We start from the raw sequence: 22,714 nt of genomic DNA, 5'->3' as shown, positions 1-22,714 counted from the left end.
CCTGTCAGGCCAGGGGAACGCCCGTCGCTGCCTCGACCTGCTCTCTCGTCACGCCCGGCGCGAGCTCGGCCAGCGCCAACGTCCCGTCACCCACGACGTCGATGACGGCAAGGTTGGTGACGATTCGGTTCACGACGCCCTGACCCGTCAGCGGCAGCGTGCACGCGTCGAGAATCTTCGGGTTGCCCTCACGGTCGGTGTGTTCCATGACCACGATGACGCGGCGTGCGCCGTGAACGAGGTCCATCGCACCGCCCATCCCCTTGACCATCTTGCCCGGAACCATCCAGTTCGCCAGATCGCCGGAACGCGATACCTGCATCCCGCCGAGTACTGCCGTGTCGATGTGGCCGCCGCGAATCATGCCGAACGACAACGACGAATCGAAGAATGCCGCACCGGAGTTGACGGTGACGGTTTCCTTGCCCGCATTGATGAGGTTCGCGTCGATGTTCTCCTCGGTCGGGTACGGGCCCGTTCCGAGGATGCCGTTCTCCGAATGCAGTACGACTCGGACTTCGGACGTCAGATATCCGGGAATCAATGTGGGCAAACCGATTCCGAGATTGACGTATTCACCGTCGATCATCTCGGCCGCGGTCCGCTCGGCCATCTGCTCACGGGTCCAGCCTGCTATCGCTGTGGTCATGCTTGTCCTCCTACACTGACCGTGCGCTTTTCGATGCGCCTGTCCTGGGTGCCGGTGTTCACGATGCGCTGAACGAAGACGCCCGGCAGATGCACTGCACCCGGGTCGATCTCGCCGGGCTCGACAAGGTGCTCGACCTGGGCGATCGTGATCTTGCCTGCCATCGCAGCAAGCGGATTGAAGTTCATTGCAGTCTTGTCGAACACAAGATTGCCCTCGGTGTCGCCGATCTCGGCGTGCACCAGCGCGTAGTCGGCGGTGATCGCTTCCTCGAGCACGTAGCGCTTGGCACCGAACACGCGAGTCTCCTTGGGCGGTGACGAGATCGCAATACTGCCGTCGGTGTTGTACCGCCACGGCATTCCCCCGTCCGCGATGGGGCTTCCCACGCCGGCAGGGGTGAAGAACGCTGGAATCCCGGTGCCGCCGGCGCGCATACGCTCGGCCAGCGTGCCCTGCGGGGTCAGTTCGACTTCGAGTTCACCCGCGAGGTATTGCCGCGCGAACTCTTTGTTCTCGCCCACATACGACGCGGTCACGCGTCGAATTCGACCCAGTGCAAGCAGAATTCCCAAGCCGTGGTCGTCGACACCGCAGTTGTTGGAGAACACCTCGAGATCCGACGCGTCGGTCTCCCCGATCGCCTGGATCAAGGCGTCGGGAATCCCGCAGAGCCCGAACCCTCCGACTGCCACGCTCGAGCCGTCACCGATATCCGCCACGGCGGTTGCCGCTGACTCGTACACCTTCCCTGCCACTGAAGCCTCCTTCTCTGTCCACACAGCGAACGCGCTGCATCACTGCACTCAGTAGACGCTGAACTGTGGATTGCAGGAAGGGGGTACCGAAAATCGACTCCGAAGTGATCGCGTGACGAACCATCGGACTCTATGCGTTCACTGGACGGACGCTTGCTAGAGTCGGGATGTGCCCTCGAATGTCGCGCCGAATGTCATCGCCCGCACCGCGGCGCTTCTGCGTGCTGTCGGTGCGGCCGAGCCCGACGGCGGATCCACCACCGAGTTGGCCCGCGCCACCATGCTGGCTCGCCCGACGGCGCATCGGCTGCTGACATCCCTCGCAGACGAGGGGTTTCTCGACCGAGATGCCGCAACCGGCAGGTGGACGCTCGGGCCGGAGATGTACCTGCTCGGATCGGCCGCCGCGGGCCGCTACGACATCACCGACCAGGCTCGACGCGTCGTACACACGCTTGCCGCTGTCAGCGGTGAGAGCGCATTTCTGTCCGCACGCCGCGGCGACGAGACGGTCTGTCTGCTCCGCGAGGACGGGAGCTTCCCGCTTCGCTCTCATGTCCTGTACGAGGGCATCAGGTTTCCGCTCGGTGTGGCGTCGGCCGGGATGGTGATACTGGCGCACCTTCCCGACCGCGAGGTCGTCGACTATCTGAAGAGAACCGACCTGCAGTCCGACTGGGGACCCGAGCATTCGTCGGAGGCATTGAGGCGGCGTGTCGACGCGACCCGCGTAACCGGGTACGCCGTCAATCCTGCGTTGCTCGTCGAGGGCAGCTGGGGAATCGGCGCGGCGGTGTTCGATCGCACCGGCAAGCCCGCATGGGCATTGAGCTTGACCGGCGTCGAGACGCGCTTCCGGCCGGAACGCCACCACGAACTCGGCACCCTGTTGCTCGAGCAAGCACACATTTTGTCCGGCCTTCTGCGGCCCGAACGCTGAACAGGTAGCGACGAACGTGCGCGAGGTGTTCAGGCTATGATTGCGGCTGGCGATGGATCTCCGCCTAGATCGCCCGTCAAGGGTTGTCTGAACCGCCCCAGCCCGGGGCTGATGGCTCCTTTCCCTGAGTGGAAGGAGTCTGCCCGTGGACGGTCACCGCGATCCGAATCCGACCTTGCCGGTCGATCCCGATACCGCACCTCGAACCCGGCGCCCGCTTCATGTGCGGCCGTCCGCGATCACCGCCGTCGGTGTCGGTGGATTGGCCGGGGCGCCACTCCGATACCAGCTCGGACTGTCGCTTCCCCCTGCCGCGGGTGGATGGCCGGTGACCACCTTCGCCATCAACATCGTCGGGGCTTTCCTGCTCGGTCTGTTGCTGGAAGGACTGGCTCGCCTGGGTCCGGACACCCGATGGCGGCGACAAGTCCGCCTGTTGGTGGGCACCGGGACGCTCGGTTCGTTCACCACGTACAGCGCTCTCGCCGCCGATACCGATCTTTTTCTGCGTAGCCATCAGTGGTGGGCCGCCGGTAGCTACGCGGTCGGCACCGTACTGGTTGGCCTGATGGCCACCACCGCCGGAATCGCGATCGCCGCGCGACTGCGGTCACGACCCACAGAGGCAACGCAATGACGACACTGTGGATCGCCTGCGCGGGTAGCGCGGGAGCAATCGCACGCTTCGTGCTTGACGGAGCTATCAAACACCGCCGGTCGTCGGACTTTCCCTGGGCGACAGCGATTATCAACGTGACCGGATCACTGCTCCTCGGATTCGTCACTGGACTGTTCCTCTTCCACGGTCTTCCCCGGGAACTTCAGCTGATCGTGGGCATCGGGTTCTGCGGCGGGTACACCACGTTCAGCACCGCCAGTTTCGAGACGGTGCGACTGATCCAACGTCAGAATTACATTGCCGGCGTGGTGAACGCGGTCGGCACCCTGTTGGTGACCGTCGCTGCCGGCGGTGCCGGTCTCGTCCTGGCTTCCGTGTGAGGAGAATGCAATGACCGAGAACGAACGCGAACACACCACCCGGGACGAACTCCGGAATTGGCTCGCCCCGCTGCGTGTGGACGGCCCTGCTGGCCCGGTACCACCCGTATGCCACCTCGTCGTCGGCTTCGACCGGCACCCCGCCAGCCGCGCTGCCTTGTCCTATGCGATGGACCTCGCCGACCGACTGAACGCGTTCCTGCACGTCGCGCACATCGTCGACACCGACGACCTGCCGATCGACCCGGACAGCTACGACTGGGAACAACGTATCGCCGATGCGGTCGAACAAGAGCGCCAGGAGGCCTGCACCATGCTGTCCACCCTGCCCGGGAACTGGGCTTACTACTCGAGGGAAGGCGTACCTGCCCAGCTGCTGACCACGATTGCCGAAGCCAATGACGCCCTGATGATCATCGTCGGCACCACGCGCGGAGGGGTGATGTCACTGATCGAGAGGGTCCTCGGAGAATCGGTGTCCTCGACGCTGGCCCGCCACGCTCTCCGCCCGGTACTGCTCGTCCCAGCAACCGAGAATAATCATCTGTGACCGGACCCGACACCTTCACCACACCGCCTCGGCCCGCAATGGGTGCGTGGCGGTTCGTCGTGGCATTCGGCACGGTCAGCCTGCTCGCGGACTTCGTTTACGAAGGCGCACCCGGTCACCATCGGTGCTGTTGCATCCTCCGATGCAGCGACCGAGGCCGGCATTCGGTTCCACGACCGTATCTCCACCCATCGCACCGGCTGGGCCACCGTCCTCGCCGAAGTGGCCACCGACTGTGCACAACCCGTCGTCGGAGTCGTGGTGGCGATCGGCGTGGCGGCCTGGTTCTTCAGAACAGGGCGACGAGTCGATGCGGTTCGGGCGCTGGCAGTGATGGCAGGAACCCTTGTGGTGTCCACGATCGCGAAGTACGTCATCCGCGAACCCCGTCCCCCGCAACGACTGTGGCTGATGAGCCCCGACACCGTGTGGTCGTTCCCGTCCGGGCACACCGCCGTAGCTGCGGCTCACCGTCCGGGTAGGCGCAGCGGTGCGGCGGGTCGCCCGCACAGCGTCGGTGTTGTTCGCGCTCGCGGTCGCTACCTCCCGGCTTTACCTCGGCGTGCATTACCCGATCGACGTCGCGGCACCCGATCGACGTCGCTGCTGGCCTCCTCGCGCTGTGGGCCCTCTTGTCGTTCCCTCCGATCCGGAACTTGGTGAGCGACCGTCTCGAACCTAACCACCAGGCAGCCTCACACGGCTGACTGCACGACTCCCCTGCACGCACTGGCACTTCCGCTGCGCGAGAGCGGCCTCGGTCCCATACTGAGCTGATCTTGCTGCTCGTCCCACGAAAGGCGCATATGGGGATCAGTATCAGTGCGATGGTCGGGTGGGTTCCCGACGACTCGGGACGCGACGCACTTGCGCTCGCCGCGAGGCTTGCGGCCTCGGGGGACGTCGCGGTCCAGGCCTGCACGGTTCTCCCGCAGTCGTGGCCGTTCCCGTCGATGGCCAGGGTCGATGCCGAATACCAGCGCTGGCTCGCCGAGCGGGGCGTCGCCGCCGTGAAGGCTGCGGAGAGCGCGATCGGCGAGTTGGGGCTCACGCCCGCCGACCCCGCTGCGTTCTATACCAGCAACACAGCCGAAAGCGCCGGACTGAACGAGGTAGCCAAGCAGTACCACGCGGACATCGTCGTATTGGGTTCCACCGCAGGCACACCGGGACGGTTCGCACCGGGCAGCACGACCGATTCACTGCTGCATTCCTGCGCCGTGCCGTTGGCGCTCGCACCGATCGGCACCCGCGAATCGGTGAAGCCCCTCGATCGCATCAGCTGCGCCTACGTGGGAACGGCTCAATCGGAGGACGCGCTGCGGACGGCGTCGACTCTTGCCGATGCCTGGTCGCTCCCATTGCGACTCATCGCGTTCGCACCCCGCGCCTCCACCACTTTCCCTCCCCTCGGCGGGTACGGCGCCGAGGACGTGGTGAGCGCGCGGTGGAAGGAGCAGGCCGACACTCTTCTCGGGCAGGCCCGAGCCGCTCTCGAATCGTCCCGGCCCGGCCTGGTCGTCGACACTGCAACGGTCGCCGGAAACGGCTGGGAGGCAGCGGTCGATGCGGCCGCCTTCACCGACACCGACCTCCTCGTCGTCGGTTCGTCCCGCCTCGGGCCATTGGCCCGGGTCTTCCTCGGCTCCTCGGCGTCGAAAATCATTCGGTACGCTCGCGTGCCGATGCTCGTCGTACCCCGCGGCAGTTCACTGCATGCCGGCACCACTACGGAGGATCAATGAGTACACTGCTGCGGCGCAAGCCGATCGGCGACATCGCTGCCCTCGAATCCGACCACGGTGGTACGCAGCTGAAGCGGAGCATGAACACGTTCCAGCTGACGTGCATCGGCGTCGGGTCGACCGTCGGCACCGGTATCTTCTTCATCTTCAGCAACGCGGTGCCGTTGGCGGGTCCGGCGGTGATCTTCTCGTTCATTCTCGCCGCGATCACGGCGGGACTCACGGCCCTCTGCTACGCGGAATTGGCGTCGAGCATCCCGGCGTCGGGGTCGACGTACACCTACGCGTACACAATTCTCGGTGAGTTCGTCGCGCTGCTGGTCGGTGCATGTCTCATTCTCGAGTACGGCGTGTCCACGGCTGCAGTGTCGGTGCTGTGGAGTCAGTACCTGAACGATTTGTTGAACCGCCTGTTCGGCTTTCAGATTCCGGACGTGCTGAGCCACGCGCCCGGTGACGGACTCGGATTCGGGATCAACGTTCCGGCAATCGTTCTGGTCGCCCTGTGTGCGCTACTGCTCATTCGCGGCACCAGCGAATCCGCTCGCGTCAACGCGATCATGGTGGTCACCAAGATCGGCGTCCTTGCAATGTTCGCCGTCATTGCATTCTTCGGCTTCGACATCTCCAACCTCGAGCCGTTCGCGCCCTTCGGAGTTGCGGGCATCGGGGCCGCGTCGGGCATGATCTTCTTCACCTTCATCGGACTCGACGCCGTGTCGACGGCGGGCGAGGAGGTCGAGAATCCGAAGAGGACGCTGCCGATCGCGCTCATCACCGCGCTGATCGTCGTCACGGTCATCTACCTGGTCGTCACGTTCGCGGCCATCGGCGCACAGAAATACACCGAGTTCGAAGGCCAGGAAGCCGGACTGTCGGAGATCCTGCAGAACGTCACCGGTACGGACTGGCCGTCGATCATTCTGTCCGCAGGAGCTGTCGTGTCGATCTTCTCGGTCACGCTCGTCACGCTCTACGGTCAGACCCGGGTGCTGTTCGCGATGAGTCGGGACGGCATGATCCCGGAGATCTTCTCCGACGTGAGCCCGAAAACGTTGAGCCCCATACCCAATACCATCATCGTGGCCATCGTGGTCTCGCTGATGGCGGGGCTGCTACCGCTCGACTTCCTCGCCGATTTGGTGAGCATGGGGACGCTCGTCGCGTTCACGGTCGTGTCTGCGGGCGTCATCATTCTGCGTCGACGTGAACCCAATCTGGAGCGCGGGTTCCGAGTGCCGCTGTACCCCGTGTTGCCAGTTCTGTCGATCCTCGCGTGCCTGTACCTGATCTCGACGCTGCACTGGGAGACCTGGCTGCTGTTCGCGATCTGGCTGGCCCTGACGACGGTCTTGTACTTCACGTACTCGCGGCATCATTCTCGCCTGAACGTGTAGGGCTCCTGGGCTAACGCGGCTCCGCGGCTCCTGCGGCTCCGCCGCAGTGGGCCCGTGCGGCTCCGCCGCAGTGGCGCGGTTAAGTGCATTGGGTTGCACTCAACCGTGCCACTGGGCGCGGAGCGCCCCCACTACACAGGTTTTGCCGATCGGTGCTGCTTCAACAATTCTCGGTACACCGCAGCGTTGAGCCCGTTGTGCCCGACCTCCTCCTCGGTGAGTTCACGACGGATCTTGGCCGGCACACCCGCAACCAGAGATCGCGGCGGAACTTGCGTGCCTTCGAGAACGAGAGCACCGGCTGCGACCAAGCTGCCTTCGCCGATGACCGCGCCGTTCATGACGATAGCGCCCATGCCGACGAGGCTGCCGTCGCCGATCGTGCACCCGTGCAGCACCGCGTTGTGCCCGACGCTCACGTTCTTCCCGACCGTCAACGGGAACCCTGGGTCGACGTGCGCGGCCACGCCGTCCTGAAGATTGCTGCCCTCGCCGATCGTGATGTCCTCGAACTCGGCTCGCAGTACAGCGCCGTACCAGATTCCTGACGACGCCTCGACGCTCACGCGACCCACTACCGTCGCGGTAGGTGCAACCCAGGCCTCCGGGTCGACCGTCGGGCGTCCTCCCTCGAGCGCCCAGAGCGGTCCTACGGTCGTCCGATCATCAGTCATAAGTTGCTTCCCTTCATAGGCAGAGCACTGTGCAATCGCTGGAAACTGCGCAGTCGACGACACTACCGACCCGACTACCGGCCGGTCTGAGGTATCGGTTCGCTCAACCCGCCCCGCGCCTCGTCGAAGATCAACCACGTTCGAGTCGAGCGCACCCCGTCCAGTGCCTGGAGTCCTTCGAGGACCACGTGCCGCAGGGTTTCGTTGTCCGGGGTGCGCACAAGAACGAGCACGTCGAAATCTCCGCCGAGCAGGCTGAAGTGATCCACGAACGGCATCGACCGCAAGCGGTCCGACACCGAACGCCACGAATCCTGCCTGATGGACATGGCGATGAAGGCCGACGTACCGAGCCCCGCCACCGCGTGATCGACCTGCACCGTGAAGCGTTCGATGACTCCCGAATCCTTCAGACGATCCACCCTCGTATACGTGTGCGCGCGAGAGAGATTGAGCCGTTCGGCCAGCACTCGCATCGAGATCCGTCCATCGCTCGACAACTCGTCGAGAATTCGGCGATCCACGTCGTCGAGTTCGACTCGTTTTGCCACGTCGTCCATACGTCCGCTCCCACGTGCTCATTCCGGCATTGCACCAGACGATTGCATCAGAATCGACACAATCTCGACCATACGTCTGCAATGCTACGGCGCATCGACTCATCGATATCCAATTGCGCCAGAATCGCTGTACAAAGTCGATACCAGGAGAGTGTTCTATGACGACTGTCGAGACGAACGCGGCCGCGTCGTACCAGCGGTTCATGCCTGCCGAGCACCCGGTGCAGTATCTGGCGCCCGACGGCACCGGCGTCGAGAGCGCGGCCCGATACGCCCGCACATCGGACGATCGGTTGCTCGAGATGTACCGCGCGATGGTGCACGGCCGCCGATTCGATCAGCAGGCAACCGCTCTGACCAAGCAGGGAAGGCTGGCGGTCTACCCGTCTGCGCGTGGACAGGAAGCGTGCCAGATCGCGGCGGCGCTGTGCCTGGGCGAGCAGGATTGGATGTTCCCGACCTACCGCGACTCGATGGCCCTCGCGGCACGCGGTGTGGACCAGGTCGAACTGCTCGGAATGCTCGCCGGCTATTGGCACTGCGGGTACGACCCGAAGCAGTATCACGTTGCACCTCAATGCACCCCGCTCGCAACGCAACTGCTGCACGCTACCGGGTTCGCATACGCCGAAGCAAAGCAGGGGCGCGACACGATCGCACTGGCCTTCTGCGGCGACGGTGCAACGAGTGAGGGCGACTTCCACGAAGCTCTCAACTTCGCTGCGGTCTTCCGTGCTCCAGTGATATTTCTGGTGCAGAACAACGGATTTGCGATCAGCGTTCCGCTGGCTCGGCAGAGCGCCGCGCCGTCTCTGGCACACAAGGGCGTCGGTTACGGAATCGGCAGCGAACAGGTGGACGGGAACGATCCGATCGCGATGATGTCCGTCATGGACGAGGCCGTGAATTACGTTCGCGCGGGCCGGGGTCCGGTGGTGGTCGAAGCGCACACCTACCGCATGGACGCACACACCAATGCCGACGATGCCACCAGATATCGCAAAGCCGGCGAGGTCGAAGGATGGCTTGCCCGAGATCCCCTCTCTCGCCTCGATTCCTACCTCGACGCCAGGGGTGTTCTCACCGACGACCTCCGCGAGCAGATGACCACCTCCGCCGACGCCGACGCCGCGGCACTGCGCGCGGGAATGAACGTCGAACAGAGCGTCGACCCGGAGGATCTGTTCCGGTTCGTCTACTCCACCCCCACTCCAGCATTGCTCGAACAGCGCGAGCAGATCGCCGCCGAAATTGCAGCAGGAGAACTGTCATGACCTCGATGACCATGGCCGGAGCGCTCAACGCCGCACTGCGCGACGCCTTGACCGAGGACGAGAAGGTCGTCGTGTTCGGCGAGGATGTCGGAACACTCGGCGGCGTCTTTCGCGTCACCGACGGGTTGACGCGCGATTTCGGCGACGACCGCTGCTTCGACACCCCACTCGCCGAGTCCGGCATCGTGGGTTTTGCGATCGGAATGGCGATGTCGGGGTACAAGCCGGTCGTCGAGATGCAGTTCGACGCCTTCGCGTACCCGGCCTTCGAACAGATCGTCTCGCACGTAGCCAAATTGCGGAACCGCACCCGTGGATCGTTGACGGCTCCGATGGTGATCCGAATTCCGTTCGCGGGTGGCATCGGTGGCGTCGAGCATCACTGCGACTCCTCCGAGGCGTACTACGCGCACACCCCCGGACTGAAGGTCGTATCTCCGTCGACCGTCGCGGACGCGTACTCGCTGATGCGGGACGCCATCGCAGATCCCGATCCGGTGATCTTCCTCGAACCGAAGCGGTTGTACTTCTCCAAGGACGATATCGAGCTGACCAAAACCGAGCCGATCGGTACCGCTGTCGTTCGTCGCCCCGGAACCGACGTGACGATCCTCGCCTACGGGCCTACCGTCTCGGTTGCGTTGCAGGCAGCGGAGTTCGCGGCCGAGGACGGACGGAACGTCGAGGTCGTCGACCTTCGATCGCTCAGTCCGTTCGACGACGCCACCGTTGCCGCTTCGGTGCGCAAGACCGGCCGGTGCGTCGTGGTTCAGGAAGCCCAGAGTTTCGCCGGAGTGGGCGCCGAGATCGCAGCACGGGTGCAGGAACGGTGCTTCCACCACCTACATGCACCGGTTCTACGGGTCGGCGGGTTGGACATCCCCTATCCCGCACCGAAACTCGAACACTTCCACCTTCCGTCTGCTGATCGAGTCCTCGACGCCATCGAGCGCCTGCAGTGGAACGACACCCCCGACCTAAGCAAGGCGGTATCGGTATGACCGAGCAGGTCTTCATGCTTCCCGACCTCGGCGAGGGCCTTACCGACGCCGTCGTCGTCGAATGGAAGGTCCAGGCGGGCGATACCGTCACGATCGATCAGGTCGTCGTCGAGGTAGAAACAGCCAAGGCGTCGGTCGAGGTTCCCTGCCCGTTCGAGGGCGTCGTCTCAGCGTTGCACGGCGCGGAGGGGGACGTGGTGCCGGTCGGGAAGCCACTGATCAGTATCACCGGTGCCGCGAGCACCCCGGCAGCGCACGAGCAGTACCGCCAAGAGGAACGCGCCGGATCCGGCAACGTGCTCATCGGATACGGAACCGGCCACGGGCCCGCCGGAAGGCGTCGGCGCCGCGCGCACGCATCCGAGGCGGCTCCGCCGCTCGCATCGAAGGCGGCTCCGCCGCAGTGGCACGGCAATGCGTCCCAGAGTGCACTTAACCGTGCCACTGGGCCGGAGGCCCAGAACACCGCGGCAAGAGTCCTCTCACCCATAGTCCGCATGCTGGCACTGGACGGCGGGCTCTCGCTGGACCACATCGAGACCGCTGGCACACACGGCATCATCACCCGAGCCGACGTCGAACGCGCACTCGCTACCCCCACGCACACCGATGCCGGAATCACCCGCATTCCCATCACCGGCATTCGTAAGGTCATCGCCGACAAGCTGACTCGGAGCCGAACCGAAATCCCGGAGGCCACCGTCTGGGTCGACGTCGACGCCACCGCGCTCCTCCAGGCACGCCGTGACCTCGATGCGTCGATCGACGGCGTCAAGATCTCCCTGCTGTCGGTGCTGGCGAAGCTGACGATGATCGCGTTGGCGAAGTTCCCGGAGCTCAACAGCACCGTCGACACCGCCGCCGGCGAGATCCTCCGATACGAGAACGTTGGACTCGGCATAGCCGCGCAGACCGATCGCGGATTGATGGTTCCTGTGGTGCCGCAGGCCGACAAGGCCGATCTGCGCGAACTCGCTGAACGGCTCGCTGAAATGACGGATCTCGCACGCACCGGCTCACTTCCGCCGGCGAGACTGACCGGTGGCACCTTTACCCTCAACAACTACGGCGTGTTCGGGGTCGACGGTTCCGCCGCGATCATCAATCACCCCGAGGCCGCGATCCTCGGTATCGGACGCATCATCGACCGCCCCTGGGTCGTCGACGGCCAACTCGTGGTTCGGAAAGTCGCCCAGCTCGCGCTCGCCTTCGATCACCGCGTGTGCGACGGCGGAGTGGCGGGCGGGTTCCTTCGCACCGTCGCCGACTACATCGAAAACCCCGTTCTCGCGCTGGGCGGCGTCCGATGAGCGATGTCGACATCGTCATTCTCGGAGGCGGCTCGGGCGGCTACTCGTGTGCGCTGCGCGCCGAGCAACTCGGTCTCACCGTTGCGCTGGTCGAGGAGGACAAACTCGGCGGCACATGCCTGCACCGCGGGTGCATACCCACCAAGGCGCTGCTGCACACCGCCGAGGTGGCCGACGCGGTGCGCGGCTCGGCGCATGTCGGCGTCACGGCATCGTTGACGGGTGTGGATATGCCTGCGGCTCTGGACTATCAGCGCAGCGTGGTCGCTGGCCTGTACGCCGGACTGCAGGGCTTGCTGAAGCGTCCGGGCATCGAGATCGTCTCCGGCCGTGGCCAGGTGGTCGGTCCTCGCACCGTCGAAGTGGAGGGTCGACGTATCACCGGGTCCTCGCTGGTTCTCGCCACCGGGTCTTATTCGCGCACCGTTCCGGGAATCGATCTGGGGCCGCGGGTGCTCACCAGTGACGACGCGTTGTCGCTGGACCGGGTACCGGAGTCGGTCATTGTCCTCGGCGGTGGTGTGATCGGGATCGAATTCGCCAGTATCTGGGCCTCGTTCGGCGCCAAGGTCACCGTCGTCGAGGCACTCGATCGCATCGTTCCGGGTGAAGACGAATGGTCCTCGAAGCAGTTGACCAAAGCATTACGCAAGCGCGGCATCGACATTCGTACCGGAACCAAAGTCGAGACCGTCACCGAGTCCGCCGACGACGTCGCGGTGGCTATGTCATCCGGCGACACCCTCTCGGCCGATCTCGTCCTGGTGTCCGTCGGCCGCGGTCCCCGCACCGAAGGGCTGGGCCTGGCAGAGCAGGGCATCGCCACCGAGCGCGGTTTCGTCAGCGTGGACGAGAATCTGCTCACCAGCACGGAGGGCGTCTATGCCGTCGGCGACATCGTGGCTGGATATCAGCTGGCGCATCGTGGTTTTCAGCATGGCATATTTGTCGCCGAACACATCGCGGGGCTGAAGCCAGCCAGGATCGACGGCGATGTCGTTCCGCGAGTGACGTATTCGCATCCCGAGGTCGCGTCGGTGGGACTCACAGAGAAGGCAGCGGAGGAGAAGTACGGCACCGTCACGTCCGTGGTCTACGACCTCGGTGGCAATGGCAAGAGCCGAATCCTCTCCACCGCGGGCGGAGTCAAGGTGATTCGCGCACGCGAGGACGGCCCGGTCGTCGGCGTCCATCTTGTCGGCGACCGGGTGGGTGAATTGATCGGCGAGGCGCAACTCGCGGTCGCATGGGAAGCATTGCCGTCGGAGGTCGGCAGCTTCGTGCACGCTCACCCCACGCAGAACGAGGCACTCGGTGAGGCGATGATGGCGCTGTCGGGACGGCCGCTGCATACGCACGGATAACTCGAGCTCGAGCGACTGGTCAGCTGCCTACATGCTCTCGATCTTCTCGAACGGGTACGCATCGACCATTGCGACAGGCAGAACAGAACATAGAATGCCAGGACGACCAGCTCCCGCGTACTTCGCTCTCGTCGGAGGCCCCAAGAAATCCAGACACCAGGGACGGCAGCTATTGGACTGCAGGGTGTTTCAGTGCCCACGTCGAACAGTCGAGATAGTGCTGACGCGCGCCGGGGTTGGCGGCGCCCACCCCGGGCTGTTTTCTATCCCTCTTCACTGTAACTGCGTGATAGGGGCTTGCGGCAAGACCCCTTACGGCGTGCACACTCGTCCGGCACATCACCACACGAGGGGGCTATCGATGGCAGACATCGCAGACACACCACCGCAGTTCCAGCTACACGAATCGGGCGCGTATTTTCACGGCACCAAAGCCGACCTGCAAGTCGGGGACTTTCTCAGACCGGGGTATCGCTCCAATTACCGTTCCGAGCTGATCTCGAACAACATCTACATGACGAAAGTGTTGGACAACGCGGTTCTCGCGGCAGAGATGGCGACCGGACCGGGACGTCCCCGGGTGTACATCGTCGAGCCGGACGGCGATGTCGAAGACGACCCGAACGTCACCGACAAGAAGTTCCCCGGCAACCCGACTCACTCCTTCCGGAGCCCGAACCCGGTGAAGATAGTCGGAGAGATGCTCGACTGGGTCGGGCACTCCCCCGAATACCTCGACCAGTTCCGGGCAGGCCTGGAAGAACTGAGGCGAACGGGAGCCGACATCATCTACGACTAGACACTCAGCCCGCTGCTTGCTAGGTATGGATCGGTACGCGCTGGGTATTTGTTGGCCATATGCTTCGCTGATGGTCTTTCGTCGCTCCAGGCTCGTGTCGCTCGCTTGTGGAGTCGTGGTTTTGGCCGCACTGGGTGCATGCGGAGATGGCCACACTGCAGCAGAACAACCCCCAGCAGAAGCCGTTGCCGATCCGTATCTCCGCGGGAACACCTGCGCACCTGATAGTCCCGCGGACAAGAACGTCGACCCGGCTCGTCGGTTGACGGAGCTCTCCAGGACTGCGGGGGAGTTTCTGCTGGTCAACGGCATCGTGCCGGGGCCTGACCTTGCTGTCGATGGGCAGCTTACGTCCAGTCAGGCCGCAGACCGTGCAAGCACTGTCCCCGGTGACGCGTCCATTGCCGAAGCCCTATGGGTAGCGGCTCCCAGCCCGGAAAACGGCTTGGATCCCATTCGCGACACCGCGGAGTACTACGCCGCTGACGCGCGACATATCTCGACGTTCGAGGTCACTGAGCAGAGTCTGAATCAAATGCTCGGACCGACTTGGGCATCCGTCATCGAGGTGGTCGAAGAGTTCGCCGGCGACGGGTACGAACAATACGTCGAGTCGGTTCGCGATGCACCGCCGATGCGGGTATCGGATGCAGCGGCGATACGTGCCCAACTGCGTGCCGCCGCCGTTGATGCTGGCCTGGAGAGCCAGTGGGAAACTGCACAATCGATAGTCCCAATCTACTTTCAGTCGTGCACGACGTCATCCGACGTCGCCGGGCACGATATCGACCTGTCCCCGTCGGTCCTCGGTGAAATTCTTGCCGCAGACGCGGTCGGCGCGGCCTTCGCCGAGACCATCGGGCCGTCCGAGTTGACCGAACCTTTGACGCGGGGCCTGCAGATCGTCCTTGGTGCCGAGCCGAACTCGGCCGAAACCAGCCAACTGACCAAGGAATACGATCCGAACGAGATTCTGTCGCCCGACGACGTCCAATTGATGGAGGCGGAAGAACCCAGTCTGGACGGCCCCTGACCAGCCCTACAGCAGTCGGCTGGTCGCCTCTCGTACCTATCCACCTAGAGACGAAGGCCCCGAAACCATGATGGTTCCGGGGCTTTCGACACGAAATGCGTCAGACGTTCAAATCCTCGTCTCGGCGGTTCTTGATGCGCGAGGTCGCCACGAAGGAGATGGCCGCGAGGATCATCAGGTAGATCGAGATCGACATCGAGGTGCCGGTTCCCTTGAACAGCGCCTCGGAGATGGTCGGGACGAACGCTCCACCGAGCACGGTGCCGATCGCGTAGCCGATGGATGCACCACTGAATCGAACTGCAGCGGGGAACATCTCGGCATACAGGGCCGGCTGCGGTCCGTAGGAGAGGCCGAGTCCGACGGCGAACAACCCGAGGGCCAGGTAGATCCAATGCAGCTCACCGGTGTCGACGAGCAGGAAGAACGGAATGGCGCACAACACCATTGCCGCGTTGCCGAGGTTCATGATGGTGGTGCGGGCGTAGCGATCGGACAGATGCGCCCCGAGCAAGGTGAACACTCCCCAGACGACGGCCGCGAACAGGCTGGCGACCAACACGTCGACTCGGGCGAGTCCGTGTTCACGCGTCGAGTACGCCACGATGAATCCGCCGACGATGATGTAGCCGTTGCCGTTGGTGCCGATGAACGACAGTGCAGCCAGCATGACCTGCTTCTTGTTGGTACGCCACAGTGCGCGGACCGGAGTGTGGTTGCGCTCCTTGCGTTCTGAGAGCTCCTTGAACACCGGAGTTTCCTCGACGCGGCGCCTGATGTAGAAACCGACGAGGATCAGCACGAAGCTGATGAGGAACGGTATGCGCCAGCCCCAGGCCTCGAACTGCTCCTCACTGAGCAGACCGGTGCACAGCGCCAACGTTCCTACCGCGATGAGCATGCCGAGGGGGACACCCATCTGGGTTGCTGCGCCGTAGATTCCACGCTTGCCCTTCGGCGCGTGTTCGACGGCCATCAACGCTGCGCCGCCCCATTCACCACCGGTGGAGAATCCCTGCAGGATTCGCAGCACGATCAGGATGATCGGGGCCCAGATGCCGATGGTCGCGTACGTGGGGAGCAGACCCATACCCACGGTGGCAGCACCCATCAGCGTGAGGGTCGCGATGAGGACCTTCTTGCGTCCGATCTTGTCACCGAAGTAGCCGGCGACGATGGCCCCGAGGGGGCGGAAGACGAAACTGATGCCGATGGTGACGTAGGCGACGAGCTGCCCGGACGACCCCATGGGTGCGAAGAACAACTGGGCGAAGATCAGCGACGCTGCCTGCGCGTAGATGAAGAAGTCGTACCACTCGACAGTGGTTCCGACCATGCTGGCCATCGCGGCGCGGCGATGCTCACGCGACACCCCGGTGGGCGTCTCGACCTGTGTTGACATCGACTTGTCTCGTTTCGTTCGGGTTCTGGCGCTCGGACATGAGAGCGGCAATTCGGAGTGTCGTGGGGCGGGGCGAGGGTGAAGAACGACCAATCTCGGCGACCGAAAAGCAGCTATAACTCACCGTCCATTCGGTCGGTAATCACTGTGACTGTCGACACGATGGTTTGTCAAGGTGTCGCAGGCCATGACGAGCGTGGCGACCTACAAGTTCGTCGAAATCTACCGATCGAAGCACCAGGATTCGTCCGAAACGACGCAGACAGCGACAGTGCCGGAAGGCCATACTCGAACTCATGGCTGTGCCGGCAATTCCCGAACTCGATACTGCGATCATCGACGAACTGATGTGTGCGCTCGGCACCGATGCGGTGGTGACCGACCCGGATATCCTCGAGAGCTACCGACACGACTCGGCAGCTCTCTGTGAATCTGCCCTGCCACTGGCGGCGGTACTGCCGACCACGGAATCCGACGTACAGGCCATCATGAATATCGCATCGGCGCAACGCGTTCCCGTCGTCCCACAGGGAGCATTGACCGGCCTGGCCGGGGCAGCGAATGCCAGCGTCGGAGCCATTGCCCTCAACACCCGGCGCATGAACAAGATCATCGAACTCGACGTCGTCAATCGCGTCGCAGTCGTGCAACCCGGTGTCACCAACAAGGAGCTCAAGGAGGCTGCCCAACAGCAGGGCTTGACGTATCTGCCCGACCCGTCCAGCTGGGAGGCGTCGACCATCGGTGGCAACATCGCCACCAATGCAGGGGGTCTGTGCTGCGTGAAGTACGGCGTCACTGCCCGATTCGTCCGCGGTCTGCGCGTCGTGCTCGCCGACGGCCGGGCCACCTTCGTCGGTCGACGCACAGTCAAAGGCGTGGCCGGACTCTCCCTGGCAGACCTGTTCGTCGGATCAGAGGGCACGCTCGGCATCATCACCGAGGCCACAGTCGGCCTCGACTTCCCGGCCGCCACCCCGCTCACGATGGCCGCGACCTTTCCGTCCACCGTCGCTGCGGGAGAGGCGGTGACGCGCATCCGTGCCGCGGGTATCACGCCGAGCCTGTTCGAGCTGTTGGACCGCACCACCATCGCCGCGATCGACGCATACGCGCGTATGGACTTCGGCACCGACGCCGCAGCCGTACTGATCGCCCAGTCCGATATCGGCGCAGGCGCGGTGCAGGAGCTGGAACTCATCGCCGCGCTGTGCACCGAATCCGGTGCGACGGATGTTGCTGTCGCCGAGGACGAGATCGAGTCGGAGCAACTCGTTCAGGCCCGTCGCTTGGCGTACCCCGCGCTCGAGCGTCTGGGTTCGCCATTGGTCGACGATGTGTCCGTACCTATTTCGCAGCTGGCCGCGATGATCGACGAAGTAGGACGCATTGCCGAGCGCATCGGAATCATCATCGGCGTCGTCGGCCACGCGGGTGACGGCAACATCCATCCCACGGTCATCGTCAATCCGACGGACCCGGCATCGTTGACGGCCGCACATCGGGCATTCGACGAGATCGCAGCATTCGCGCTCTCGCTCGGCGGAACCATCACCGGCGAGCACGGAGTCGGACTGCTCAAACGGGATCTCCTCGAAACCGAGCTCGATTCGGTCGCAGCGGAACTGCAGCGCGGCATCAAGGAACTACTCGACCCACACTATCTACTCAATCCGGGAAAAGTCCTAACCGCCCGGTCTCGAGCCGTAACGACATCCACACCAGCAATCGAGTGTCCGCGTCGTCCAGATCGAGACCGAACAGGTCTTTGACCCGCCGCAGTCGGTAGCGAAAGGTGTTGGCGTGCAGATACAACGATGCCGATGCGGCGGCAACATTCGATTCGTGCGTCAACAGCGCCAGCACCGTCGCGGCGTACTCGGTACCTTCGGCGGCGTCGCAAGCAAGCATCTTCTCGACGGCCGGTATCGCCAACGGCAGGTCCGAGAGTGCATCACCCGCTCTACGGAGAGTGACCGGCACCCGATTCTGCTCGAAGGTCGTCGTCACGCCGTCGCCGATCGCACCGAGCACCCAGAGTGCCTGCCTGCGTGCCACTGTGGGCCGGACTTCGGGCCCGCCGATCGCGAAGGTCACCGATACACCGAACGCCGCCTCCGCCTTTCGTCGAACATCCTCGGCGGCGTCGAGGAAACCACGTTCGTCTTCCGACGCCAGCACCAACAAGACAGTGCGATCCTCGACGACACAGCCCGAATCCGCGGTGTTGCCGAACGTGAGCTCCAACAGATCGGCCAGCTGCACCAGCACGGCCTCCGGTTGCACAGAATCGATCCTCGCGGCCAGCACCGCGTAGCGACTGCCGGGCGGGGTGACGGTATCGGGATCGGTCAGTAGCGCACGCACCCGTGGACTGTCGGCACCGGCCGGATGACGCCGGGCCAAGAGCAGCGGCGCCGCTGCGGCTGCGGCACGGGTCATTGCCGCTACTGCTCCGGAATCAGGTGGACGTAGGGAAACACCGGTAGCGATACTCCAAATGGAGCCGAGATACTCGGCATCGGCCGACACGGCCACCGCCAGTCGCGGTAGCACTCCGGGAACGTCGACCACGTGTACTTTCGAGCTACGCCGAAAGTTTGGGTCGAGGTGATGCACCATGTACTCGGCCGGGACCTGCTTGCCGAGAATCCCGTCGCGGCGCACGTCGTCGATCGGCTGGCCCGGAACGGACGAGTACGCGATGACGAAGCCCTGTGGATCCATCACCGACACAGCGCCGCCCACCGCGGTGGCGGTTGCGTCCGCCAACGCCGAGAGATCCGCAGTGCTCACCGATTCACAGTACTTCCACGCGTGGTGTCGCTACCGCGCTACGGTGCGACTGTCGCCTCGAAATTCTGCGATCAGCTCGCCTCGGCATGTCACCGACACGTCGTACAGGCCGTTGCGGCCGAACCTCGCACGCTCGACGGCGTCGGCGACCAGCACGTCACCGGCCTTCGTCGGACGGAGATAGCGGATGTCGCACCGCGCCGCGACGGCCGAGTCGTCGTGAGAATTGCACGCCATTGCGAACGTCGTGTCCGCCAACAGGAAGACGTATCCGCCGTGCGTGATGGCATAGCCGTTGACCATGTCCTCGGTGACGACCATCGACATTCTCGCGTGGCCCGGTGACAGCTCGATCAATTCGATCCCGAGTTTGCGTGACGCGGCGTCGACCTCGAACATCTCCCGGGCAATCGTCGAATCGCTCATGGCTGCAGCACCGATCGCTCGGTCTGGGTGAACATGACGGCGCCGCCGGTCGCGAAGTTGCGCAGGTCTTTGCCTGCGGCCTTCATCTCGGTCGACGCCAATCCGGCCTTCAGCGATGCCTCGTCCGCGAAGAACAGGCTGGCAATCGCGTAGTACGGCGGTGGTGCATCGTCGAGCGAGTCCAGCGTGCCCCAGGTGAAGTCGACCAATCCGGGAACTGCACGAGCCAATGGCACGTGCACATCGGCGTAGTGACGATCGAATGCATCCGGGTCCTCGGGCGCTCCGTAGCAGACGGCCACTCGAATGCTCATGACACAGCCTCGGGCTTCGCGACGAGGGTCAGCACGTCGTACGTTGCAACCGGCTCGCCCTCTTGGTTGACGACCACGGCGTCCCAACGCACTTCGCCGTAGTCTGCGCTCTGACGGGGTGTGATCAGCTTGGCCGTCAAGGTCACCGTGAGCGAATCCTCGGCTTTGACCGGCGTCAGGAACCTCAGGTTGTCGACGCCGAAGTTCGCGAGAACCGGGCCCGGCGCGGGATCGACGAACAGACCGGCAGCAAGCGACACCACGAGGTAGCCGTGAGCAACGATGCCGCCGAACAGCGGATTGGCCGCTGCCGCTTCGGGATCGGTGTGCGCATAGAACGTGTCGCCGGTGAACTCGGCGAAGTGGTCGATGTCCGCACGGGTTACCTGACGGGGTCCACCGACGATGGTGTCCCCGAGCGCGAGTTCGCCGAGGTCCTTCCGGAAGGGATGTACGTCGCCGGTGATGCGCGCCGATCCGGTCACCCACTTGTTGCCCACTGCAGTGAGCACATCAGGCGTGCCTTGAATTGCTGTGCGCTGCATGTGGTGCAGCACTCCGCGCATGCCGCCGAGCTCTTCACCGCCACCCGCACGGCCGGGTCCGCCGTGAACGAGCACCGGCAACGGGGATCCGTGACCGGTCGATTCCTTCGCGTCCTCGCTGTTCAGCACCAGAATTCGGCCGTGGTAGGGAGCCGAACCCAGAACCACCTCGCGAGCGATCGCCGAATCCTTGGTCACCAGCGACGCAACGAGCGAACCTTTGCCGCGCGCAACGAGGTCGAGCAGATCGGACGTGCTCTCGTAGCCGATCACCGTCGACACCGGTCCGAACGCTTCGATCTCGTGCGGCTCAGGAGCCGACGCGTCTCCTGCTTTCAGCAGAACAGGGGCCATGAACGCACCGGGGCGCGGGTCGACCGTCTCCGGATCGCCGAAGACTACCGAGGCGGACTTGGTCAGCCCGCGAACCGACTTCAGGACCTCGTCGCGCTGATCGATGCTGGCGAGCGCTCCCATCGTGACGCCCTCGGTGCGGGGATCGCCGACGACAACCTTCTCGAGACGAGCCGACAATGCCGCGACAACCGGGTCGACCATCGACTGCGGGACCAGGACTCGGCGGATGGCCGTGCACTTCTGGCCCGCCTTGACGGTCATCTCGGTGAACACGCCCTTGACGAACAGGTCGAATTCCGGATCACTCTGTGCAACATCGGAACCGAGGATCGACGCATTGAGCGAGTCCGCTTCGGCCGTGAAGTGGACGCCCTCACCGACGACGTTCGGGTGAGCACGGAGAACCGCTGCGGTGTCGGCGGAACCGGTGAACGCGACGGAATCCTGGCCACCGAGGTGATCGATGATGCCCCTCGCACTTCCGCACAGCAGCTGGACTGATCCTTCGGGCAGGATTCCACTCTCGATGATGCGTCGGAACACCAGCTCGGTGAGGTAGGCGCTCTGGCTCGCCGGCTTCACGATCGACGGCACACCGGCGATGAACGCGGGCGCCAGCTTCTCCAGAAATCCCCACACGGGGAAGTTGAATGCGTTGATCTGTACCGCAACACCTTGTCGTGAAGTGTAGATGTGCTGGCCGAGGAACGTTCCCTTCTTGCCGAGCTGCTCGATGTCGCCGTCGAGGTACACGGTGTCGTTCGGCAGTTCCCGACGCGCTTTGCTGGCGTAGCTCAGAACGGTGCCGAAGCCTCCGTCGATGTCGACGCCCGAGTCGCGCGTCGTCGCGCCGGTCAGCGTCGAGACTTCGTAGAACTCGTCTTTGCCCGCCATCAGCGTCAGACCCAGCTGCTTCAGCAGGGCTGCGCGTTCATGGAAGGTCAGTGCAGCAAGGGCTGGGCCGCCGACACTGCGGGCGTACTCGATCATGCCGGCGACATCGAGCCCGGTGGAGGAGATTCGGGCGACCTCCGTGCCGTCGAGTGCGCTGAGCAACGGGGCTCCCTCGTCGCTCGCAGCGAACCATCGTCCTTGTGCGTAGCTTTCCAGCAGTCTGCTCACAGCATCTCCATCTCACCGTACGTTCGGTCGGTAATTACCATCGCCCGTACCCGGGTGCATTGTCAAGAAGGGATTCAGTTCAGCAGACTCGGATGGCCACTGTCGTCGGCAGGGACGGGGTCCGGATCGTCGCGGTTCCTACGACCACCAGCTGAACCAGCATGAGCCCGGGCCCGCCCTTCTCCCTCGGCATCAACGCGGCGCGAGCGTCGACCACCGCCCAACCACCACCGATACGCCGGAGTCGGATGCCGTCGACCGAGCCGCTCGTGTGCGTCCCCTCGAACAATCTCGATGCTGCCGCGAGGATCCGCTCCACATCATCCGGGTGTGGAGTGTCCCGGTCGTCGACGATGCCCTTCCACTGAATCGAGGGCACCGGATCGGTGAGCCATCTGATGAGCCGGTTGTGGGTGAGATCCATCAACACAAGCGCTACCTGCGGCGACACCTCGCCGAGCGCCGTGAATGCCGCCGATTCCAACCGAGGGGTAGCGACGGAGTCCGATTCCACTGCATGCACCAATCCGAGCCAGTTCGACTGGTCTCCGGTGGCGGTGAACACAAGGTGCAGCCGAGGACTCCTCGCGAGGGCTGGGGCAGTGGCCAGGCCGCTCCACGTGAGCCCGGCCTCGGGCGCAGGAGAAAGCAGAGCGCCGATGGCGCCCATGGCGTCGTCCACATCGACGTAGCGGAACA

The 22,714-nt window shown here is 64.1% G+C and carries 23 protein-coding genes, 1 pseudogene and 1 riboswitch; of the genes and pseudogenes, 14 read left to right on the top strand and 10 right to left on the bottom strand.

Annotation, left to right across the window (positions count from 1 at the left end):
• Window positions 1-4: 4 nt before the first annotated feature.
• Window positions 5-649, bottom strand: coding sequence for a 3-oxoacid CoA-transferase subunit B (locus A2J03_RS14500; protein WP_068375124.1), 645 nt, complete (start codon window positions 647-649; stop codon window positions 5-7).
• The gene (locus tag A2J03_RS14495) at window positions 646-1,407 is read right to left on the bottom strand and encodes a CoA transferase subunit A (RefSeq protein ID WP_197480771.1); all 762 of its coding nucleotides are present in this window, start codon (window positions 1,405-1,407) and stop codon (window positions 646-648) included. Before A2J03_RS14495 ends, A2J03_RS14500 begins: the two co-directional genes overlap by 4 nt.
• A 169-nt stretch (window positions 1,408-1,576) precedes the next feature.
• On the opposite strand from A2J03_RS14495, the gene A2J03_RS14490 reads away from it, so the two are divergent.
• From A2J03_RS14490 to A2J03_RS14460, 7 genes are all read left to right on the top strand, one after another.
• A complete protein-coding gene (locus A2J03_RS14490) occupies window positions 1,577-2,347 on the top strand; it encodes an IclR family transcriptional regulator (protein WP_068375122.1) in 771 nt (256 codons plus the stop codon).
• Window positions 2,348-2,386: 39 nt separating this feature from the next.
• A riboswitch (Fluoride riboswitch) is annotated at window positions 2,387-2,475 on the top strand.
• A gap of 17 nt (window positions 2,476-2,492) precedes the next feature.
• Entirely contained in the window at window positions 2,493-2,984 is a 492-nt protein-coding gene (locus A2J03_RS14485) for a FluC/FEX family fluoride channel (RefSeq protein ID WP_068375120.1), read from the top strand.
• A complete protein-coding gene (gene crcB / locus A2J03_RS14480; protein ID WP_068375117.1) occupies window positions 2,981-3,346 on the top strand; it encodes a fluoride efflux transporter CrcB in 366 nt (121 codons plus the stop codon). The genes A2J03_RS14485 and crcB overlap by 4 nt, the downstream gene beginning before the upstream one ends.
• Window positions 3,347-3,356: 10 nt before the next feature.
• The gene (locus A2J03_RS14475) at window positions 3,357-3,896 is read left to right on the top strand and encodes a universal stress protein (protein WP_068375114.1); all 540 of its coding nucleotides are present in this window, start codon (window positions 3,357-3,359) and stop codon (window positions 3,894-3,896) included.
• Window positions 3,897-3,938: 42 nt separating this feature from the next.
• Entirely contained in the window at window positions 3,939-4,559 is a 621-nt protein-coding gene (locus A2J03_RS32065) for a phosphatase PAP2 family protein (protein WP_068375112.1), read from the top strand.
• Between the two features lie 143 nt (window positions 4,560-4,702).
• Complete coding sequence (locus tag A2J03_RS14465) at window positions 4,703-5,641, top strand: universal stress protein (RefSeq protein ID WP_082897836.1); 939 nt, start codon at window positions 4,703-4,705, stop codon at window positions 5,639-5,641.
• A complete protein-coding gene (locus A2J03_RS14460) occupies window positions 5,638-7,038 on the top strand; it encodes an amino acid permease (RefSeq protein ID WP_068375110.1) in 1,401 nt (466 codons plus the stop codon). Before A2J03_RS14465 ends, A2J03_RS14460 begins: the two co-directional genes overlap by 4 nt.
• Before the next feature lie 131 nt (window positions 7,039-7,169).
• Here A2J03_RS14460 and A2J03_RS14455 read toward each other — a convergent pair whose 3' ends face one another.
• Together A2J03_RS14455 and A2J03_RS14450 are read right to left on the bottom strand one after the other, a co-directional pair.
• A complete protein-coding gene (locus A2J03_RS14455; protein ID WP_068375106.1) occupies window positions 7,170-7,712 on the bottom strand; it encodes a gamma carbonic anhydrase family protein in 543 nt (180 codons plus the stop codon).
• Between the two features lie 74 nt (window positions 7,713-7,786).
• Window positions 7,787-8,272: an Lrp/AsnC family transcriptional regulator gene (locus A2J03_RS14450; protein ID WP_068375103.1), complete on the bottom strand. Its 486-nt coding sequence runs from the start codon at window positions 8,270-8,272 to the stop codon at window positions 7,787-7,789.
• Between the two features lie 158 nt (window positions 8,273-8,430).
• Here A2J03_RS14450 and pdhA point away from each other — a divergent pair, with 158 nt between their 5' ends.
• From pdhA to A2J03_RS14420, 6 genes are all read left to right on the top strand, one after another.
• Window positions 8,431-9,546 carry a pyruvate dehydrogenase (acetyl-transferring) E1 component subunit alpha gene (gene pdhA, locus A2J03_RS14445; RefSeq protein WP_068375100.1) on the top strand — a complete coding sequence of 372 codons (1,116 nt, stop codon included), beginning with the start codon at window positions 8,431-8,433 and terminating at the stop codon, window positions 9,544-9,546.
• Window positions 9,543-10,547 (top strand): alpha-ketoacid dehydrogenase subunit beta, encoded by a 1,005-nt coding sequence (locus tag A2J03_RS14440; RefSeq protein WP_068375097.1) that lies wholly within the window; start codon window positions 9,543-9,545, stop codon window positions 10,545-10,547. Before pdhA ends, A2J03_RS14440 begins: the two co-directional genes overlap by 4 nt.
• A complete protein-coding gene (locus A2J03_RS14435; RefSeq protein WP_068375095.1) occupies window positions 10,544-11,857 on the top strand; it encodes a dihydrolipoamide acetyltransferase family protein in 1,314 nt (437 codons plus the stop codon). The genes A2J03_RS14440 and A2J03_RS14435 overlap by 4 nt, the downstream gene beginning before the upstream one ends.
• Entirely contained in the window at window positions 11,854-13,221 is a 1,368-nt protein-coding gene (lpdA, locus tag A2J03_RS14430) for a dihydrolipoyl dehydrogenase (protein ID WP_068375094.1), read from the top strand. The genes A2J03_RS14435 and lpdA overlap by 4 nt, the downstream gene beginning before the upstream one ends.
• Before the next feature lie 361 nt (window positions 13,222-13,582).
• Window positions 13,583-14,020: an NAD(+)--rifampin ADP-ribosyltransferase gene (arr, locus tag A2J03_RS14425; RefSeq protein ID WP_068375091.1), complete on the top strand. Its 438-nt coding sequence runs from the start codon at window positions 13,583-13,585 to the stop codon at window positions 14,018-14,020.
• Between the two features lie 70 nt (window positions 14,021-14,090).
• Complete coding sequence (locus tag A2J03_RS14420) at window positions 14,091-15,053, top strand: hypothetical protein (RefSeq protein ID WP_156520394.1); 963 nt, start codon at window positions 14,091-14,093, stop codon at window positions 15,051-15,053.
• A gap of 100 nt (window positions 15,054-15,153) precedes the next feature.
• Here A2J03_RS14420 and A2J03_RS14415 read toward each other — a convergent pair whose 3' ends face one another.
• Window positions 15,154-16,455: an MFS transporter gene (locus tag A2J03_RS14415; protein WP_068375085.1), complete on the bottom strand. Its 1,302-nt coding sequence runs from the start codon at window positions 16,453-16,455 to the stop codon at window positions 15,154-15,156.
• Between the two features lie 296 nt (window positions 16,456-16,751).
• Between A2J03_RS14415 and A2J03_RS14410 the strand changes: the two genes are divergently transcribed.
• A complete protein-coding gene (locus A2J03_RS14410) occupies window positions 16,752-18,227 on the top strand; it encodes an FAD-binding oxidoreductase (RefSeq protein ID WP_442971355.1) in 1,476 nt (491 codons plus the stop codon).
• Here the strand turns inward: A2J03_RS14410 and A2J03_RS14405 are convergent.
• From A2J03_RS14405 to A2J03_RS14385, 5 genes and pseudogenes are all read right to left on the bottom strand, one after another.
• A complete protein-coding gene (locus A2J03_RS14405; RefSeq protein ID WP_068375083.1) occupies window positions 18,124-19,251 on the bottom strand; it encodes a PucR family transcriptional regulator in 1,128 nt (375 codons plus the stop codon). The genes A2J03_RS14410 and A2J03_RS14405 overlap by 104 nt on opposite strands.
• A gap of 30 nt (window positions 19,252-19,281) precedes the next feature.
• Window positions 19,282-19,677, bottom strand: coding sequence for a hydroxyphenylacetyl-CoA thioesterase PaaI (gene paaI, locus A2J03_RS14400; RefSeq protein ID WP_068375081.1), 396 nt, complete (start codon window positions 19,675-19,677; stop codon window positions 19,282-19,284).
• Window positions 19,674-19,991, bottom strand: coding sequence for an EthD family reductase (locus A2J03_RS14395; RefSeq protein WP_068375078.1), 318 nt, complete (start codon window positions 19,989-19,991; stop codon window positions 19,674-19,676). The genes paaI and A2J03_RS14395 overlap by 4 nt, the downstream gene beginning before the upstream one ends.
• Window positions 19,988-22,015 (bottom strand): phenylacetic acid degradation bifunctional protein PaaZ, encoded by a 2,028-nt coding sequence (gene paaZ / locus A2J03_RS14390; protein ID WP_068375075.1) that lies wholly within the window; start codon window positions 22,013-22,015, stop codon window positions 19,988-19,990. Before paaZ ends, A2J03_RS14395 begins: the two co-directional genes overlap by 4 nt.
• 79 nt (window positions 22,016-22,094) lie before the next feature.
• A pseudogene (locus A2J03_RS14385) lies at window positions 22,095-22,714 on the bottom strand (PAS domain-containing protein); the annotation flags it as partial.

It is taken from the genome of Rhodococcus sp. EPR-157, assembly GCF_001647195.1.
Classification (GTDB): Bacteria; Actinomycetota; Actinomycetes; order Mycobacteriales; family Mycobacteriaceae; genus Rhodococcoides.
Note: the sequence above shows the minus strand (reverse complement) of the source record. Positions and strands in the feature narration are given on the sequence as shown.